Raw genomic sequence first — 17,092 nt, 5'->3', positions numbered from 1 at the left:
GTCCCGAACGGAGCGTTCGGGACGCGGCCTTGACGCGCATGTCGCGAACGCGTCGTTCGGGACGTTGATCGACGCTGGTGGCTTATTCGGGGACGGCCGGATGCCGAGGGACGCCCTTGGTGCGTTGGGTGCGACGAGGGCGTCCCTCAGTGCGTCGAATGCACCGAAGGCGTCCCTCGGTGCGCGCTTGCCGTCGGGTCGTGACGCGGCGGCGCCGGTGACGTCCTGAACGGAGCGTTCGGGACGTGACCTCGACGCGCATGTCGCGAACGCGTCGTTGGGGACGTTGAGCGTCCGCAACGCGTCGTTCGGGACTTGCCCGGTCGGCTGACGCGCGCCCGGTGGTGGAGCGAAGGGGCCTTTCGTCGCGTCCGGTGCGACGAAAGGGCCCCTCGTCCCGTCTTGGCGTCGCGAACGGTCCCGTCGTGCCGCCGCGATGCGACGAGGGCGTCCCTCGGTGCGGTCAATGCACCAAGGGCGTCCCTCGGTGCGGCCAACGCACCGAAGGCGTCCCTCGGCACCTCGCGACGCGCCCCCCGGCACACGTCTCGAACGCCTTGTCCGGGACCCGTACCGGACGTCACGAAATGCAGAACTCGTTGTTCTCCGGGTCGGTCATGGTGACCCAGCTGTGCGGGCCCTGCCTGCCGCTGTGCAGGAACGTCGCGCCCCGCGCGGCCAGCTTCTCCCGCTGCTCCTCGACGTTCGCCGCGCCGACCCAGACGTCCAGATGGACCCGGTTCTTCACCGTCTTGGCCTCCGGGACCAGCTGGAACAGCACGCGTTTCGGCGGACCGTCGGCGGGCGAATCCGGATGCCGGATCGCCGCGCCGGCCTTCCACACGAGGGCGCCCTTGTACGTCCTCGTCTCGTCTTCGGTCGCGTAGCCCTTGGCGATCATCTCGCGGATGAACGCCTCGTCGGTCGGCTCCGTCTGCCAGCCGAGCGTCTCCGCCCACCAGTCGGCGAGCACGTGCGGGTCGGCCGCGTCCACGGTCACTTGGAAGTCATACGCCATACCGGGACGTTAACCACCGGCACCGACATTTCTTGGAAAACCGCAGGTCGATCGGCCGGGACCACCGTGAACTGCCATTTGTCCACGCCACCGCCCATGATCTCGGCGTACCGGCGCGCACCGTCCGCGTTGGCGAAGCGGACCTGCTGGCCGTTGGTGAGATGGGTGATCTTGACCGCCACGCTGCCTCCTGTGTCTTGGGCCGGCCCGCGGAGCTTCCCCCTCCGGGACCGGCGCGCTCAGTAGAACATGTGTTCGACGATCTTCGCTACCCGGGGTCCCCCGCCCGAGCGAGCAATGGTCAGACGCCGAACGCCGCCGGATACCGGATGACGCCCGAGGGCACCGGGCGTGCCGGGTCGAGGGTCAGCGCCATCATCGCGTTGTCGGGTACCTCGAAGGCGGGCCGGATGCCCCATCTCGAGGCCGGGGCGAAGCCGAACCGCGGGTAGTACTCGGGGTGTCCGAGCACGAGCACGAGGTTCTCGCCCCGGGCCTTCGCGGCTTCGAGCCCGGCGCGGATGGCCGCCGAACCCGCGCCCTGGCGCTGGAACGCGGGCAGTGTCGCGCAGGGCGCGAGGCACAGCGCAGGAGCGTCGTCGACGTGACAGCGGGTGTACAGGGCGTGCGCGGCGAGGGTGCCGTCCGGCGCCTCGGCGACGAAGGACAGGCCGTCGAGCCACGCGCTCGCGTCGGCGCGCAGGGCGTCGACCAGGCCGGCCTCGTCGCGGGTGGGGAAGGCGGCCGCGTTGATCTCGTGGATCGCGGTGATGTCGGCGGCCGTTTCGGGCCGGGTGCGCCAGGTCATGGTGGTCGCGTTCACCGGCCTAGTGTCCACTGTGGACGTCAAGAGCACGGCGCATCGCGACGCGGGGCCAGGCGTCGAGGCCGCGTGCCGCCTCATGCCGCCGGATGGTGCGGAGCCCGTCGCTCAGCTCGGCGTCGGCGACGATCTCGAAGTTCAGCCGTTGGTAGTACGGCGCGTTCCACGGCACGGTGGCGTAGGTCGTGAGCGTGAGCCCGGCGAGGCCCTGCTCGGCGGCCCAGGCGTCCACGACGTCGATCAGCGAACGGCCGAGCCCGCGGTGGGCGTGGCTCGGCCGCACCGACACCTGCTCGATGTGCGCGAACCCGTCGACGACCTCGGCGAGCACGTAGGCGACCGGGCGGTCGTGCTCGTCGGTGCAGACCCAGGCGCGGCCGGCCCGCTGGAACGCGGCCAGCTCCTCGATCGACGGCGGTTCGTCCTCGGCGATCGCGGTCATGCCGAGCTCGCGGAACGGGGCACCCGCGGCGCGCTCGATGTCGCGGAGAACGGGGAGGTCCTCGCGGGAAGCGGAACGGATCACCTCACAGTCCTACCGCGTTCGCCGCCGCCGCGCGAACCCTTTCAGCCATCCGTTGGTGCGGCGGGTCTCAGTGTTCGTGCCGCAGTTCCCGTTCCATCGACTGCCGGACCTCGCCCTCGATCAGGCTCCACACCTGCTCGACGTGCCAGCCGAACTCGGGCGAATGCTTCGTGGCCAGTGTGCGCGGCCGCGGCAGCGCGACGTCGAGGACGGCCTTGACCCGGCCCGGCCGCGCGGTGAGCACCACGATCCGGTCGGACAGGTACACCGCCTCGTCGACCTGATGGGTGACGAACAGCACGGTTTTCGACCGCCGCTGCCAGATCCGCAGCAGTTCGCCCTGCATCAGCTCGCGCGTCTGGCCGTCCAGCGCGGCGAACGGCTCGTCCATCAGCAGGACGTCGGGATCGACGGCGAGCGCGCGGGCGATGTTGACCCGCTGGCGCATCCCGCCGGACAGCTCGTGCGGGTAGGCGCCCGCGAAGCCGGGGAGCCCGACGAGGTCGAGCAGTTCCGCCGCCTTCTCCGCGCACTCCTTTTTGGACAGTCCCTGGAATTCGAGGCCCAGCCCGATGTTCCGCTCGACGGTGCGCCACGGCAGCAGCCTGTCCTGCTGGAAGACGAGCGCGCGGTCCGGCCCCGAACCCGAGACCCGCCTGCCGTGCAGGGTCACCGTGCCGGTGGTGGGCGGGATCAGCCCGTCCACCAGCCGCAGCAGCGTGCTCTTACCGCAGCCCGAGGCGCCGACGACCGAGACGAACTCGCCGACCGGGACCTCGAGGTCGAGGCCGTGCAGCGCCTCGACCTCGGATCCCTTGCGCCGGAACGTCTTGCCCAGATTCTCCAGCCGCAGTTTCGCGGAATTCACTTGCCTCCGCCCGAAGTAGGTTTCCCCGTACTCGTGATGCGTGTCCCCCTGTTCATGCTTCCCCCTATTCCTGTTGTTGGATAACGCGCCACCGCCCCACCCGCCGTTCCACGGCGGCGAGTGCGTAGGTGATCGCGACCCCGACGACGCCGAGCACCACCACACCGGCGAACAGCGCCCGGGTGTCGAAGGTTTCGGCGGAACTCTGGATCAGCAAACCGATTCCGGCCTTCGCGCCGAACAGTTCCGAGACGACCACGCCGACGAGGCCGTGTGCCGCGGCGAGCCGCAGCCCGGCGATCACCATCGGCAGGGCCATCGGCAGCTTGATCTTGACGTAGTTCTGCCAGCGCGTCGCGGCGTAGGCGCGGGCGACCTCGACCAGCTGCGGATCGGTCGTGGAGAAGCCGTAGAAGGTGTTGATCAGGATCGGGAACACCATCACGAGCGCGCAGATCACGACCTTGGAGGCGATCCCGAGTCCCAGCATCAGGATGAACAGCGGGGCCAGCGCGATCACCGGTGTCGCGTTGAGCGCGGACACCCACGGGTCGAGCAGATCGCGGATCAGCGGCGACGCGGCCATCACGACACCGAGAACTACGCCGCCCACGATCGCGAACGCGAGGCCGAGCAAGTATGTCTGCGCCGAGACGCCGAGGTTGCGCGGCAGGCTTCCGTCGGTGACCAGTTCCAGGAACCGGGTCCAGATCGCGCTGGGCGGTGGCAGGAAGAGCGGGTCGAACACGGTGCGGGACAACAGTTCCCATAGCGCGATCCCGCCGAACACCGACACCGCGCCCAGCGTCCGGGTGCGTGCCTTGGTCATCGCGGTGTCCTCCTGGCTTCGGCGGCGTAGGAATCGTCGACGAAGTCCCGGACGTCGACGGGAGTTCCGGGCAGCAGGCCGACCAGGCGCAGTCCTGCGATGACGCCTTCGCCCGCCGGGACGCTGACCCCGATGCGGTCGGCGAAGGCCGGGGTCTTCGAGCGGAACAGCAGTTCGTAGGTCTGTTTCGCCCGCTGTGGCGGGCTTTTCGTTTCCGCGGCGAGGATCCTGGTGGCTTCCTCGGCGTTGGCGGGGTCGTTCAGCCAGCGCAGGGCGTCGTCGCGGGCGGCGAGGTAGCGGACCAGCTGGTCGCGGTGGCCGCGGGCCCATGACGCGCGGACCACGACGCCGGTGAACGAGAACTGGTAGCCGGGGCCGAGCAGTTCCGGCAGGTAGCCGAGCCGTTTCGCGCCCTGCTGCTCGGCGGTGAAGTTGACCGGCGGCAGCAGCAGTGTCGAGGACGTGCCGCCCACGTTCATCGCGGCGAGCCGGTTCCCGGTGCCGCCGGTCGGGATCATCTCGACACTGGCCGGGTCGACGCCAACGCGCTGGAGGAACTGATGGGTGACGACGGTGGCCTGGTCGGTCGCCGACGGGATGCCGAGCGAGGTGCCGGGCAGGTCGGCGAAACCGCCGATTCCTTTGGCGGACATGACGAACGGTGGCCGCACGGTCGTGTCCGCGACGTCGACGAAGTCGAGCGCGCCGTCGGTGCGCAGCCGCGCGAGCACGGTGTTGGCCAGGCCACGGCCGACGTCGACCTCCCCGGTCGCCAGCAACTGCACCGACTGCGTCGCGGTGCCGGTCTGCACGCGCCCGACGGTGATCCCGTGCTTGGCGTAGAAGCCTTTCGCCTTCGCGACGTAGTCGTCGAAGTCGGTCACCGTCGGCGCGGCGACGGTCATGGTGATCAGGTTGTCCGGCCGGGCCGGATGGGCCGTGCCGCAGGCGGTCAGCGAGGCCGCGCAGAGGGCGGCCGCGACCACGGAGGACAGCCACGGTCTCCGCACGAGCACTCCGCGAGGTCGAAAGAACAGCCGTCATTTAGCACAATGTGAGAACTGAATGGTGAAATACCGAATAAATCTAGTGCGCGGACTTTGCGACCGTCAATCGACCGAACAGCGGACAGGTGGATCCGCCGTTCACAGCGAGTAGGAGGAAACAGCTTTCTGGATGCGATTCGCGTACGCCTGCAAGGCGGTGATCGCGACGCGTTTCTGGTCGTCGCCGATCCGCGCGGCCGGGCCTGCCATGCTGAGCACCGTCGGCCGGGCGCCCGCCGTGTGCACCGGCACGGAACAGGCCCACACGCCCTCGTCGATTTCCGCGTGGCTGGTGGAATAGCGGTTGGTCATGGCGCGCCGGAGCTCCTCGCGCACGCCGACGCCGCGGCGCTGGATGATGGCGGGCATGCGGCGTTCACGCTCGCCCTCGGGCAGCAGCGCGAGCAGCATCTTGCCGGACGCGCCGGTGCCCAGCGGCAGCGAATGGCCTGGCTGGAACGTGAAACGCATGGCCTTGTCGCATTCGACGCGGTCCGCGCAGACGGCGACGTCGCCGAACTGCTGGAAGAGCATGACGGTCTCGCCGAGCTCGCGGGCCGCGTCCTCCATCGCGGGCTTGGCGAGCCGGGCGAGATCGTTGGCCAGCTGCGCCGCGCGGGCCAGCGGCATCACCTGGCTGGTCAGGTGGTAGCGCCCCGCTCTGCCCTCCTCGAGCAACTGGAGTTCCTTGAGCAGTGCGACGTAGCGGTACGTGGTGGCGACCGGGGTTCCGATGAGCCCGGCGAGTTCGGCGACGCTGCATTCCCAGCGGCGCTCGGAAAACGCGAGCAGGAGTTGCAGGACCTTTCGTGAACTGCTGGCGCCGGGCGTGCGACGCGGGGGCGCGGCGCTGTCGATCGGGCGTGCGGCAGGCGACATCTTGACCTCTCCGGGCGGCGCGAACTACCTTCGCTATCACATCGAGTGAATAAATTAGCACGATGTGTAAAACACTGACCAGCGTCTAGTGGGGGCAGGCGTGGAGGGAGCGATCGGTGAAGATCGACGCGTTCTGTCACATCCTTCCGGCCCGGTACGCCAAGGAGTTCTTCGAGCTCGATGTCCCCGCGGTGCGGAATCTGCGGAATCGTACCCGGGCGATTCCCGCGCTGACGGATCTCGGCGTGCGTTTCCGGCAGATGGACGAGTTCGGTGACTACCGCCAGATCATCAACGTCGCCGCCCCCGCGCTGGAGGACTTCGGCCCGCCCGCGCGCTGCGCGGAATTCGCCAGGCTCGGCAACGAAGGGCTCGCCGAGCTGGTGGCGGCGCATCCCGGCCGGTTCGCCGGGTTCTGCGCCGCGGTCGCGCTCAACGACGTCGACCGCGCGCTCGAGGAAATCGACTTCAGTTTCACCGAGCTCGGCGCGCTGGGCGTGCAGATCTACTGTCATGTCAACGGGCATCCGCTGGACGAGCCGCGGTTCGACCCGCTGTGGGCGAGGCTCGCCGAGAGCGGGAAACTGGTCCAGGTGCACCCGAACCGGACCGCGGCCTGGCCGGACTACCCCGCGGAAAGCCGGTCCCGGTTCGAGATCTGGTGGGCCTTCGGCTGGGAGTACGACCTTTCCGCGTTCATGGCGCGGATGGTGTTCTCCGGCGTGCTCGCGCGGTGGCCGGGCCTGAAGTTCCTCGTGCACCACGGTGGCGCGATGGTGCCGCATTTCGCGGGCCGGGTCGGGCCGGGCTGGGATCAGCTCGGCACCCGGACGCCCGAGTCCGACAAGGCCGACGTCACCGGGTATCCCCTCGCCGGGCGGCCGATCGACTACTTCCGGAAATTTCACGTCGACACCGCGCTTTTCGGAGCGGAGGACGCTTTGCGCACCGTGATCCGCTTTTACGGGGCGGACAAAGTGCTGTTCGCGTCGGACAGTCCCTACGACCCCGAGCAAGGGCCCGGCTACATCCGGGCCACCATCGGAAATCTGGCGTCCCTCGACCTGACCGACGCGGAGCGGAACGCGATCTACCACGGCAATGTCACCCGGTTGCTCGATCCCGGCGCGTCCACCGCGGCCGGATAAGGGCCCGGCGATGCCCGAGGTGCTGGTGGCCGGCGCCGGGCCGGTCGGGCTGACCCTCGCGATCGCCTTGGCGCGCGGCGGAATCCGTGTCCGCGTCGTGGACAAACGCACCGAGCCCGGCCGGTTGCCGAAAATGGAGCGGTGCAATGCGCGGACCATGGAAAATTTCCGCAGAATCGGTCTCGTCGACGTAATTCGTGCGGCGGGTCTGGGCGGCGATCTGCCGATGGACGTCTTCATCTGCCTGGAAAACCTGACCAGGCCGCCGCTGGTGCACCACGAATACCCGTCGGTGAACCGGCTCAAGGCCGCGTATCGCGCGGTGCGTGACGGGAGTTGCCCGGCCGAGCCGTACCAGCTGATCTCGCAGTACACGCTGGAGCCGTTGCTGCGCGCGGCCGTGGACGCGCTGCCCGGCGCGTGTGTCGATTTCGGGCACGAGCTGACGGCGTTCGACCAGGACGAGCACGGGGTCACCGCGACGATCGAGCGGACGGACGGCGTGGTGGAGTCCGTGCGCGCTGCCTACCTCGTCGGTTGTGACGGCGCGAGCAGCACCGTGCGGCACGCGCTCGGCATCGCGCTGCGCGGCGAGTCGATGCTGGAGATGCGTCAGGCGCTGTTCGTCAGCGACGAGCTGTACGCGCGCATCCCGATCGGGCGTGGCAGGCACTACCACTTCGCCGACGGCCTCTCGTCGTATCTGGTCGTGCAGGACGACACGCGGCGGTTCTCGCTGAACGCCTCGGGGCTCCCCGAAGCGGAGATGCCCGCGTTGTTCGAACGGCTCGTCGGGTTCCCGATCGCGTACCGGACGGAGTACGTCGGGACGTGGCGGCAACGGCTGATGGTCGCGGACCGTTACCGCGACCGGCGGGTGCTGCTCGCCGGGGACGCGGTGCACCTGATGATCCCGGCGGGTGGGCTCGGGATGAACACCGGCCATGCCGACGCCGTCGATCTCGCGTGGAAGCTCATCGGGACGCTGCGTGGCTGGGGCGGCCCCGGTCTGCTGGACGCGTACGAGGCGGAGCGGCGTCCGGTCGGGATCCGCAATGTCGGGGCGTCGCGCAAGGCGACGCTCGGGCGGCTTGCGTGGCGGAGCCTGTGGCGCCCGGAGATCACCGAGCCCGGCGCGGCAGGGGAAGCGGTGCGGCTGGCGCTGGCGGAACGGGCGGACCGGGAGCAGCGGCTGAGCAACGACCTGCTCGGGATCGAGCTGGGATACCGTTATCTGGACTCGCCGATCATCGCCCACGACGACGAGCCCGCGCCCGACCCGGATTGCTTCGCCTACGAGCCGACGACCGCGCCGGGTGCGCGGCTGCCCCACGTCTGGCTGAACGACGGGAGGCCGGTTCAGGATATCTTGGGAGCGGAGTACACGATGCTCCGTGTCGGCGCCGAGGCTGATTTCTCCGCGCTGGCCAAGGCTTTCGCCAGGCTGGGCGTGCCGTTCCGGTGTCGTGACGTGCCCTCGGCCGATGCCGCGGCGGTGTACGGCCACCCGTTCGTGCTGCTGCGGCCCGATCTGCACGTAGCATGGCGTGGCTCGGCCCCGCCGTCCGATATGGACACTGCGGACGGCCTGGCCGGGCTCGTCACCGGCTGGAAGGAAAGTTGATGCGGCTCAGCCGTGAAACCGTGGTCTCCGGCGCGCTCGACCTGCTCGACGAAGCCGGTCTGGACAAGCTGACCATGCGACGGCTCGCGGACGCGCTCGGAGTGCAGAACGGCGCGACATACTGGCATTTCCGCACGAAACGCATGCTGCTGGAGGCGATGGCGGAGTCGCTGCTCGGGGCCGTCGTGCGGGATTTCGACGTCGAAGGGGAGTGGTGCGAGCGGCTCGCGGAGCTGATGCGGCGGCTGCGTGCCGTGCTGCTTTCCCGGCGGGACGGCGCGAGGCTGTTTTCCGGCCTGCTGTTCGCGGCGCCGAACGCGCTGGCGTTCGGGGAGCTGATGGTGACGTTGCTGCGGCGTGGCGGCCTTTCGGCGCGGGACGCGGTGTGGTCCGGTGACACGCTGGTGTACTTCGTCGTCGGGCATACCGTGGAGGAGCAGGCCGCGCGCGAGCTGCCCGCCGACGGCGCGAAAACCCGCGAACTCGAGTCCGCCGTCGATCCCGCTCTCCACCCGAACACCGCCGAAGCGATCGCCGACATCCCCGCCCCCCATCACGACGACCACTTCGAATACGGCCTCGCCGTCATCCTCCGCGGCCTCACCCCATCCTGACCGTGCGCGAGTCCCACACTCGCGACGCCGAGTTCCACCGTCGTGCGCCCGAGTTCCACACTCGCGCCGAGCGCGAACGAGGAACTCAGGCGCCTGAATGTGGGACTCGGGCGCTGGAAAGTGGGACTCGTGTGAGGAACGGGGTGAGGAGGCCGGGGACGGCGGCGTCGGCGAGGGCGAGGGCGTCGGATTCGGCGATGTCGACGACGTGGTAGCCGCCCTTGCCCGCGGCGATCGGGGCCACCAGGGTGACCAGGCCGGCGCGGCGCTGGAAGAACGAGCGGTCGAGCACGATCCCGGTGAGGCCGTCGCAGCGGACCGCGGCGGTGTGCCTGGCCAGTGAGCCCGAGCGGGTCACCAGGTAGCGGCCGGTGAGCCGGTGGCCGAGGGTGCGGTAGCGGTCCCAGCCGACGACGGCGGCGACCGGGACCAGCGCGCAGGCCACGATCCACGGCCAGTCCGGCAGGAAGCCGATCCAGGCCAGCCCGAACAGCGCCGCCGCGAGCAGCAGCGTGCCGAAGACCGCGCGGGTCAGCCGCCGGTGCAGCGCCCGGCGCGGATGCCGGACGAGCCCGGCGCCGAACGGGTCCTCGCCCAAAACGTCCGCGACGACCTCGTGGACGCGGGCGGCGGGGGCGGGTGGCAGCAGCAGCCCGCCCCCGCCGTCCTCACGCTTGCCGTGGTGCAGCCCCGCCGCGATCGCCGTGCAGCGGGCCCCGCCTGCCAGGCGCAGCGGGAGGGGTTCCTTGATCTCGGCGCCGCGCAGCCGGTCCTCCTCGATCGACACCGAGCGCGTCGTGACGAGGCCGCGGCGGATGTGCAGGGTGCCCGCGGGTTCGCGGGTGAGCCGGAAGTTCCAGAACGACAGGACATACCCGCCCGCCGACAGCAGGGAGACGACCACGAGCAGCGCGGCCGCGGCCAGTACGACGATCAGCCACAGCGGTGCGGCGGTGATCCGGTCGGCGAGCGAGCGCAGCGGGCCGAACTCGGCCGGGTCGAGGTGCAGTTCGTGGGCGAAGTGGTAGATCGTGCCGATCATCGCGCCGATGACCGCGAGCCCGGACAGCGTGAACGGCGCGTACCGCAGCCAGCGCTTGTCCACCTCGGCGATGAGGGTTTCCGGTGGAGCGGCTGTGGTCGGTTCCGCCTTGCGGTGCAACAGAAGCGTGCGCAGCCGCTGGGCCTCCTGCCGGGTCACCGCGTCGAAGACGAGCTCGTCCTTGCCGGGCCCCTTGCCGTGGTTGTGCCGTCCGGTGCCGATGCGCACCGCGGCGAGGGAGAAGAGCCGGTGTTTCGGCTCGGACATGACGTCGACGGCCCGGATCCGGTCGCGGGGCACGGCACGGTGCTTGCGCAGCAGCAGTCCGGTGCGCCATTCGACCTGTTCGCCGGTGACGCGGTAACGCGAGGTCAGGACGTGCGAAATGCCGACGCACACGGCGAGGCCGGTCGCCACCAGCCCGATCCACTGCCAGCCGTTGCCGTGCCCGAGGATCAGCGCCCCGAACAGGACCGGGATGGATTTGACGACGTCGAGTACCGGCCGGATGAGCAGCATGCGCCGGTCCAGCCGGTGCCACGGCGCTTCGCCGGTGCCTTCGGCGGGCGGTGTCACAGCTTCGGCCGTGTTCATGTCGCGTCGCCTCGCACGGCCTGGGTGCGTTTGGTCAGCTCGTCGGCGAGGGCGAGCGCCTGCTTGTGGTCGAGCCCGGAGATGCGCAGCGGCCCTGCCGAAGACGCCGTCGTCACGGTGATCTTGGCGAGCCCGAACACCTGCTCCACCGGGTCGCGCTCGATGTCGACGGTCTGGATGCGGGACACCGGCGCGATGCGCCACTGCTGTTTGAGCCAGCCCGCCTGGGTGTACACGGCCTCGCCGGTGACTTCCCAGCGGTGGACCCGGTAGCGCCACTGCGGCATCACGATGAGGTGCAGCGGACCGAGCACGCACGAGACGATGAGCGTCACCGGCAGCCAGGACGGCGGATCGTCGCTGGCCAGGACAATGACGGCCTGCACGGCGATGAGTACGGCCCAGCCGATCCCGGCGGTCGCGGTCCAGTAGCCGATGGCCTTGCGGCTCACCCGGTGCTCCGGCGGGCGCAGGCGCAACGCCATGGTTTCTCCGTTCACGCCCCTCAGCGTGCCTCATCGGCCGGTGGCGCGACCACGACAACTGTCACGACGGCTCATCCGGCCTCGAGTGCGTGGGGTTACCATCACGGTCACCGAGGGGGAATGGACGTGGGGGCGCGCCGCGTTGACCGGGGGACGGCGTAACCGACAGCGAGCGGCAGGAGGATCAGTGGGACTCGATCCCGAGGATCTGTATGAGGTGGACTCGGACGTTCCCGACCTGACCGGGGCGGTGCTGCTGCATTCCTTCGAAGGATTCATGGACGCGGGATCCGCGGGGCGGCTGCTCACCGAACACCTGCTGGACTCCGGCGAGCACCGGGTGGTCGCGCGGTTCGACGTCGACCGGCTGATCGACTACCGGTCGCGGCGTCCGACGATGACCTACGCGGTGGACCACTGGGAGGAGTACGACGCGCCGGAACTGGTCGTCCGCCTGCTGCACGACGCGGACGAAACGCCCTTCCTGCTGTTCACCGGACCGGAGCCGGATCACGACTGGGAGCGGTTCTGCGTCGCGGTGCGGAGCCTGGTCGAGCGCTGGGCGGTGCGGCTGACCGTCGCGTTCCACGGCATCCCGATGGGCGCGCCGCACACCCGGCCGCTGGGACTGACCGCGCACGCGACCCGCAAGGACCTCATCGGGGACCACCAGCCGCTGCCGAACCGGCTGCAGGTGCCGGGCAGTATCGCGGCGCTGCTGGAGTACCGGCTGGGCCAGTGGGGGCACGACGCGATGGGCTTCGCCGCGCACGTGCCGCATTACCTCGCGCAGTCGACGTATCCGGCGTCGTCGGTGAAGCTGCTGGAGGCGCTCACGAAGGCGACCGGGCTCAACCTGCCGGAGGGCGATCTGCGCGAGGCGGCGAGTGTCGCCGACGCCGAGATCGCCCGGCAGGTCGCCGAGTCCGACGAGGTCGCCGACGTCGTGCACGCACTGGAACGGCAGTACGACACGTTCATGGAGGCGTCCGAACGGGACAGCCTGCTCGCCGAGTCGGTCGAGCACATGCCGACCGCGGAGGAGCTGGGCTCCCAGTTCGAACGCTTCCTCGCCGAACAGCAGCGCGGCGACAACCCCGACCGCTGACCCGCTTTTTCGTCGCCCCCTCCCCGTACTGTGTCGGGTAGGGGGCCTCAGGGTGTCCTGAATCTTCCGTTCATTCCTTCCGCGGCTCAGCGCGCCACGGCGAGCAGGACGCGAGAGTGTTTCGGCGTTTCGACCTCGTCCACGAGCGCGACGGCGAGATCGGCGTAGGGGAACAACGCCGCGTCGCCGGGCGCCGGAATCACGACGCCGTCCGCGGTCCGGTAGCGGCCCGTGCGCGGGGCTTCGTCGTCGAGGAACGTCGGCGGCGGCGCGACGACGAGCCAGTCGAGGCCGCACGCGCTCAGGATCTCGAACTCCGCCGCATGACCGAGCGAGAACTCCCGGTGCTCGGCGGGAACGCCGGGCGCGTCGTGCAGGACGACACCGGAGCCGTCCCGCAGCATCGACCCGATCCCGACGACGACGAGCCGGGCGACTCCGGCCCGGCCGAGCCCGGCCACCAAGGCCCGCGCGGCCGCCGGGAAGAACTCGCCCGAAGTCAGCTCGGACGCGTACGCCGCGCTGATCGCCGCGTCGTGCCCCGAAGCGGCCGAGGCGACGCTGTCCGCGTCGGTGACGTCACCCGCCAGGACGGTTACTCCGTCCGGCGCCGCGTAGCGCTCCGGCGAACGCACGACAGCGGTCACCTGATGCCCGCGCGCCACCGCCTCGGCGACCGCGTGCCGCCCGGCTCGTCCGCCTGCCCCGAAAATCACGATCTTCACTCCAAGCTCCTCTCCACGAGGGCGAAGTTAGGCGGCGGACCCTCGGTTACCGCAACGAAAGCGGCTCCGGCCACGAGATCCGTAGAGTGCGTTCATGGCTCTCTACGACGAGATCGGCGTCGGCTACGCCTCGCAACGCCGCACGGACCCCCGTTGGCTCGCCCCGATCCTCGACGCGCTCGACGGCGCCCACACCGTGCTCGACGTCGGTTCCGGCACCGGTTCGTACGCGCCGCCCGGCCGGACGGTGCTCGCGGTCGAACCGTCGGTCGCGATGATCCGCCAGCGCCCGGCAGGCGCGCCGCCCGTGGTCCGCGCCGTGGCGGAAGCGCTGCCGGTGGCGGACAACGCCGTCGACGCGGCACTCGCCGTACTGACCGTGCACCACTGGACGGATTGGCGCCGGGGGCTTTCCGAACTCCGCCGGGTGGCGCCGCTGCGGGTCGTGCTGGCCTACGACACCGCGCGCGTCGGCGACTTCTGGATGGTCCGCGACTACCTGCCGGAAATCCTGCGGCTGGAGCTCTCGCGTCCCTCGGCCGCGGCCATCGCCGACGCGCTGGGTACCGACGTCGTGCTGCCGATGCCGGTGCCGTGGGATTTCACCGACGGTATCTTTCTCGCGAACTGGCGGCGGCCCGAGGCATATCTGGATCCGCGGGTGCGCCGGTCGGCCTCCGCGTTCGCCCAGACCCCGGCCGCGGTGGTCGAGCGGGGAATCGCGCGGCTGCGCGCGGACCTCGGCAGCGGGCGCTGGCACGAGAACAACGCCGCGCTGCTGGACAAGGACGAGTACGACGCCGGGTTCAGGCTCGTCGTCTCGCGGGCCTAGTACTCCCAGCCGGCCAGTTTGCGCAACGCCTCGGCGGTCCGGTCGAAGCCGTCGTCGCCGAGCAAGACGCGCAGCTCGGCGTTGAACTTCTCGATCTCCGGGCTCACCCGGTCGAGCGCTTCGGCACCCGCCGCGGTCAGCTCGAGCACGACCGCGCGGTGCTGGTTCGGGTGCGTGTCCTTGCCGAGGAGCCCGGCCTCGGTGAGCCTGCCGACCATCGCGGTGATCGCCGACTCCCGTTGCCCGAGGATCGCGGCCAGCTCACGCTGGGTGAGCCTCGGCCGCTCGCGCACCGCGAACAACGCGCCGACCTGCGCGCTGGTGACCCCGGCCGCGGCGGTCAGCCGCCGGTCGGCCGAGACGCGCAGCTGATGCGCGGCGCGCTGGAGCAGGAAGTAGAGACGCCGATCGGCGGACTCGGACATATTCACAATCTTGACAGCCCCGGTACGTAGGCGCCATTCTCGCTTCAGTAGTGAAGTGAGATCGCCACTGCCGCTCGGGAGCGCGGTTTCATGAGGCAAACGCTTTCGTGGTCCGAAGTAGCCGGACGTCGTCGCGATCTGTACACAGTGGACGCCGGCGATGAAACGACGTCGTATGTGGGTTGCATACAGCCGTTACATGCCGGTAGCACGGCCGGTTCCTCGGTGAGTCACTCGTGCAGGTACTGTCTCGGAATGGACGGCCTGCACGAAGATCGTTTATCGGCAAGGAAAGTCGGCGCCGCGGTGAAGCGCCGCGTCGGCAGGATCCTGCACCGGGCGGCCACTCGGTTGCACGATCCGTACACCGAACAGCTGGATCGGCTGAGCGCCCAGGTGAACGACCAGATGCGCGAACTGCGCGAGGAGGTCGTCCGTCAGGGTGACCGCCTCCTCGATCGGGTGGTGGAGTTCGAAATCCGCAGCCGCCGCGACATCGTCTACGCGGGGGATCAGGACGCGGCACTGGAGAGCAACCGCTTCGCCCGCGAGAGCCTTGTGGGCGCACGGCATTTCGGCAGTCCGCCCGAGACACTCGACTACGCGCTCTCGATCGCCCCGTCGACCGGCGGGATGGCGCTGGAGTTCGGCGTCGCCACCGGAAACACGCTGCGCACGATCGCGAAGGCCCGTGGGGGCGTCGAGGTCTACGGTTTCGACTCGTTCGAGGGACTTCCCGAGGCCTGGCTCAACGGTATGCCCGCCGGTGCGTTCGCCAGGGACGACCTGCCCGACGTCCCCGGCGCGGAGCTGGTGGTCGGCCTGTTCTCCGACAGCCTGCCCGGTTTCCTGGAAACGCATCCCGGGCACGTCGACTTCCTGCACGTGGACGGCGATCTCTACAGCTCGGCCAAGACCGTGCTCGACCTCGTGGGCCCGCGGCTGCGGCCGGGGAGCATCGTCCACTTCGACGAGTTCTTCAACTTCCCCGGCTGGAAACGGCACGAGTACCGGGCCTGGATGGAATACGTCGAACGCACCGGCGTCGCGTACGAATACGAGGCCTACACCTACAGCGACAACCAGGTGACCGTCCGCATCACCGGTGTGCCCACTGTGGACACCGCGGTCGGCGCCAAGGCGGGCGCCGAACGAGGCTAGCCCGATCGAGGGCTCGTGAGCGCTGCGGTCGCTTCCGACCCGGCCGGAACGCTCACGAGTCCTTACCCGGATCACGCCGCGACCGGGCTCGGATAGTCCTGGCAGCGCACCATGTTCGCGGCCTTCGACGTGAACTTGTCGAAGAGCCCGGCCAGCAGCCGGTTGGTCATCATCTTGTAGATCCGGTTGCGCTGCCGGATCTTCTTCTCGGTCAGCGGGGCGAGGAAGGTCCCGGACCCGCCCCCGTTGCGCTGCCCGAGCTTCGCGGCCGGACGGATCTTCTCCTCGTACCGCGCGAACGCGATCCGGTGATCGCCGCCCGCGGCCGCCAGTTCCCCGGCGAGGATGTGCGCGCCCATCATGCCCAGCCCGGTGCCGTTGCCGCCGGGCCCGGCGCACCACGCGGCGTCGCCGAGGAGCACGACCCGGCCCTTCGACCAGCGGTCGAGGTGGATCTGGCTGATCGAGTCGAAGTACAGGTCCGTCGCGCCCTCGAGCGCGTCGAGCAGCTTCGGCATCTCCCAGCCCATGTCCGCGTATTTCTCGGCGAGGAAGCGCTTCTGCTGTTCGACGCCGCACCGCCCAGGGCCGTCTCCGGCGAAGACGAGACCGACCTGCATCTGCTCCGGGTCCCGCGCGCTGGTCACCCGCACGCCGAGGCCGGGCTCGTTGTAGGTCAGGCCCGCGTGGTCCAGCCCGAGGTGGTTGGGCACGGTGTACCCGGCGATCTGGAAGCCGGAGTCGCGCCGGAAGCCGGCCTCCGGGCCGAACGCGGCGGCCCGCACCCCGGAATGCACGCCGTCGGCACCCACGACCAGGTCGAACATCCGGGTCCGGCCGCTCGCGAAGGTGACGTCGACACCCTCGGCGTGCTCGGCCAGCGACGTCACGCGATCGCCGAAGACGTACTCGGTGTAGTCGCGGGTCCGCTCGTACAGGATGCGGCTGAGGTCGCCGCGCAGGATCTCGACCTCTCCGCTCATGAAGCTCGTCGGGACCTCGATCGCCGGATTGCCTTCGAGGTCGAGGATGGTCTCGGTGTCCATCGCCGTTTCGTGGCGACGGACCTCGTCGAGAATTCCCATGCGGCGCAACAACTCCATCTGCGCGCCGCGGAAGTCGACCGCCTGGCCACCGGGCCGCAGCGCGGGCGCGGTCTCGACGACGGTCACGGTGAAGCCGTGGTGGTGCAGCCAGTAGGCGGCGGCCGGGCCTGCGATGCCTGCGCCGGACACGAGCACGGTGGTGGTCATCTCGGATTCCTCTCGGTTTCGGATGACCGCAAGACTGCGGGCCCGCGCTGACCGTGGGCGCACGGTGCGCTGACCGCCGCTGACGACCGCCG

19 protein-coding genes are annotated in these 17,092 nt (G+C 69.9%); 6 read left to right on the top strand and 13 right to left on the bottom strand.

The features are described 5' to 3' along the window. Positions 1-580 precede the first annotated feature (580 nt). The 8 genes from ACFWX1_RS31875 to ACFWX1_RS31840 all read right to left on the bottom strand — a co-directional run bounded on the left by ACFWX1_RS31875 (position 581) and on the right by ACFWX1_RS31840 (position 5,989). Positions 581-1,018: a VOC family protein gene (locus tag ACFWX1_RS31875; RefSeq protein ID WP_378393461.1), complete on the bottom strand. Its 438-nt coding sequence runs from the start codon at positions 1,016-1,018 to the stop codon at positions 581-583. After that, entirely contained in the window at positions 997-1,200 is a 204-nt protein-coding gene (locus tag ACFWX1_RS31870; protein WP_378393460.1) for a hypothetical protein, read from the bottom strand. Before ACFWX1_RS31870 ends, ACFWX1_RS31875 begins: the two co-directional genes overlap by 22 nt. A 119-nt stretch (positions 1,201-1,319) precedes the next feature. After that, complete coding sequence (locus tag ACFWX1_RS31865; RefSeq protein WP_378393459.1) at positions 1,320-1,841, bottom strand: GNAT family N-acetyltransferase; 522 nt, start codon at positions 1,839-1,841, stop codon at positions 1,320-1,322. Positions 1,842-1,845: 4 nt separating this feature from the next. Continuing rightward, positions 1,846-2,367 (bottom strand): GNAT family N-acetyltransferase, encoded by a 522-nt coding sequence (locus tag ACFWX1_RS31860; protein ID WP_378393458.1) that lies wholly within the window; start codon positions 2,365-2,367, stop codon positions 1,846-1,848. Positions 2,368-2,434: 67 nt separating this feature from the next. Continuing rightward, entirely contained in the window at positions 2,435-3,235 is an 801-nt protein-coding gene (locus ACFWX1_RS31855; RefSeq protein WP_378393457.1) for an ABC transporter ATP-binding protein, read from the bottom strand. A gap of 64 nt (positions 3,236-3,299) precedes the next feature. Beyond that, complete coding sequence (locus ACFWX1_RS31850) at positions 3,300-4,064, bottom strand: ABC transporter permease (protein ID WP_378393456.1); 765 nt, start codon at positions 4,062-4,064, stop codon at positions 3,300-3,302. Then, complete coding sequence (locus ACFWX1_RS31845) at positions 4,061-5,074, bottom strand: ABC transporter substrate-binding protein (RefSeq protein WP_378393455.1); 1,014 nt, start codon at positions 5,072-5,074, stop codon at positions 4,061-4,063. The genes ACFWX1_RS31850 and ACFWX1_RS31845 overlap by 4 nt, the downstream gene beginning before the upstream one ends. Positions 5,075-5,209: 135 nt before the next feature. Beyond that, complete coding sequence (locus tag ACFWX1_RS31840; protein ID WP_378393454.1) at positions 5,210-5,989, bottom strand: IclR family transcriptional regulator; 780 nt, start codon at positions 5,987-5,989, stop codon at positions 5,210-5,212. Positions 5,990-6,105: 116 nt separating this feature from the next. Here ACFWX1_RS31840 and ACFWX1_RS31835 point away from each other — a divergent pair, with 116 nt between their 5' ends. From ACFWX1_RS31835 to ACFWX1_RS31825, 3 genes are read left to right on the top strand one after another with little or no spacing between them, the layout of a single operon-like run. Continuing rightward, positions 6,106-7,137: an amidohydrolase family protein gene (locus ACFWX1_RS31835; protein ID WP_378393453.1), complete on the top strand. Its 1,032-nt coding sequence runs from the start codon at positions 6,106-6,108 to the stop codon at positions 7,135-7,137. Positions 7,138-7,147: 10 nt separating this feature from the next. Further along, positions 7,148-8,761 (top strand): FAD-dependent monooxygenase, encoded by a 1,614-nt coding sequence (locus ACFWX1_RS31830; protein ID WP_378393452.1) that lies wholly within the window; start codon positions 7,148-7,150, stop codon positions 8,759-8,761. Next, the gene (locus tag ACFWX1_RS31825; RefSeq protein WP_378393451.1) at positions 8,761-9,375 is read left to right on the top strand and encodes a TetR/AcrR family transcriptional regulator C-terminal domain-containing protein; all 615 of its coding nucleotides are present in this window, start codon (positions 8,761-8,763) and stop codon (positions 9,373-9,375) included. Before ACFWX1_RS31830 ends, ACFWX1_RS31825 begins: the two co-directional genes overlap by 1 nt. An 85-nt stretch (positions 9,376-9,460) precedes the next feature. Here the strand turns inward: ACFWX1_RS31825 and ACFWX1_RS31820 are convergent, their stop codons facing one another. Then, on the bottom strand, positions 9,461-11,011 hold the full coding sequence (locus tag ACFWX1_RS31820) for a PH domain-containing protein (protein ID WP_378393450.1): 1,551 nt from the start codon (positions 11,009-11,011) through the stop codon (positions 9,461-9,463). Beyond that, positions 11,008-11,496 carry a PH domain-containing protein gene (locus ACFWX1_RS31815; RefSeq protein WP_378393462.1) on the bottom strand — a complete coding sequence of 163 codons (489 nt, stop codon included), beginning with the start codon at positions 11,494-11,496 and terminating at the stop codon, positions 11,008-11,010. Before ACFWX1_RS31815 ends, ACFWX1_RS31820 begins: the two co-directional genes overlap by 4 nt. Positions 11,497-11,683: 187 nt before the next feature. Here ACFWX1_RS31815 and ACFWX1_RS31810 point away from each other — a divergent pair, with 187 nt between their 5' ends. After that, positions 11,684-12,604, top strand: a complete 921-nt coding sequence (locus tag ACFWX1_RS31810; protein WP_378393449.1) for a proteasome assembly chaperone family protein — start codon at positions 11,684-11,686, stop codon at positions 12,602-12,604. A gap of 86 nt (positions 12,605-12,690) precedes the next feature. On the opposite strand, the gene ACFWX1_RS31805 is transcribed toward ACFWX1_RS31810, so the two are convergent. Further along, positions 12,691-13,329, bottom strand: a complete 639-nt coding sequence (locus tag ACFWX1_RS31805; RefSeq protein WP_378393448.1) for an NAD(P)-dependent oxidoreductase — start codon at positions 13,327-13,329, stop codon at positions 12,691-12,693. 94 nt (positions 13,330-13,423) lie between these two features. Between ACFWX1_RS31805 and ACFWX1_RS31800 the strand changes: the two genes are divergently transcribed. After that, positions 13,424-14,161, top strand: a complete 738-nt coding sequence (locus ACFWX1_RS31800; protein ID WP_378393447.1) for a class I SAM-dependent methyltransferase — start codon at positions 13,424-13,426, stop codon at positions 14,159-14,161. Here ACFWX1_RS31800 and ACFWX1_RS31795 read toward each other — a convergent pair. Next, on the bottom strand, positions 14,158-14,586 hold the full coding sequence (locus tag ACFWX1_RS31795) for a MarR family winged helix-turn-helix transcriptional regulator (protein WP_378393446.1): 429 nt from the start codon (positions 14,584-14,586) through the stop codon (positions 14,158-14,160). The two genes, ACFWX1_RS31800 and ACFWX1_RS31795, sit on opposite strands and share 4 nt — an antisense overlap. A gap of 255 nt (positions 14,587-14,841) precedes the next feature. On the opposite strand from ACFWX1_RS31795, the gene ACFWX1_RS31790 reads away from it, so the two are divergent. Then, positions 14,842-15,747 (top strand): class I SAM-dependent methyltransferase, encoded by a 906-nt coding sequence (locus tag ACFWX1_RS31790; RefSeq protein ID WP_378393445.1) that lies wholly within the window; start codon positions 14,842-14,844, stop codon positions 15,745-15,747. A gap of 71 nt (positions 15,748-15,818) precedes the next feature. Here the strand turns inward: ACFWX1_RS31790 and ACFWX1_RS31785 are convergent, their stop codons facing one another. Beyond that, positions 15,819-17,000 (bottom strand): FAD-dependent monooxygenase, encoded by a 1,182-nt coding sequence (locus tag ACFWX1_RS31785; protein ID WP_378393444.1) that lies wholly within the window; start codon positions 16,998-17,000, stop codon positions 15,819-15,821. Positions 17,001-17,092: the final 92 nt, after the last annotated feature.

It is taken from the genome of Amycolatopsis sp. NPDC059021, from assembly GCF_042739895.1.
Lineage (GTDB): Bacteria > Actinomycetota > Actinomycetes > Mycobacteriales > Pseudonocardiaceae > Amycolatopsis.
The sequence above is the reverse complement of the archived record's forward strand: the minus strand, read 5'-3'. Positions and strand labels throughout refer to the sequence as shown.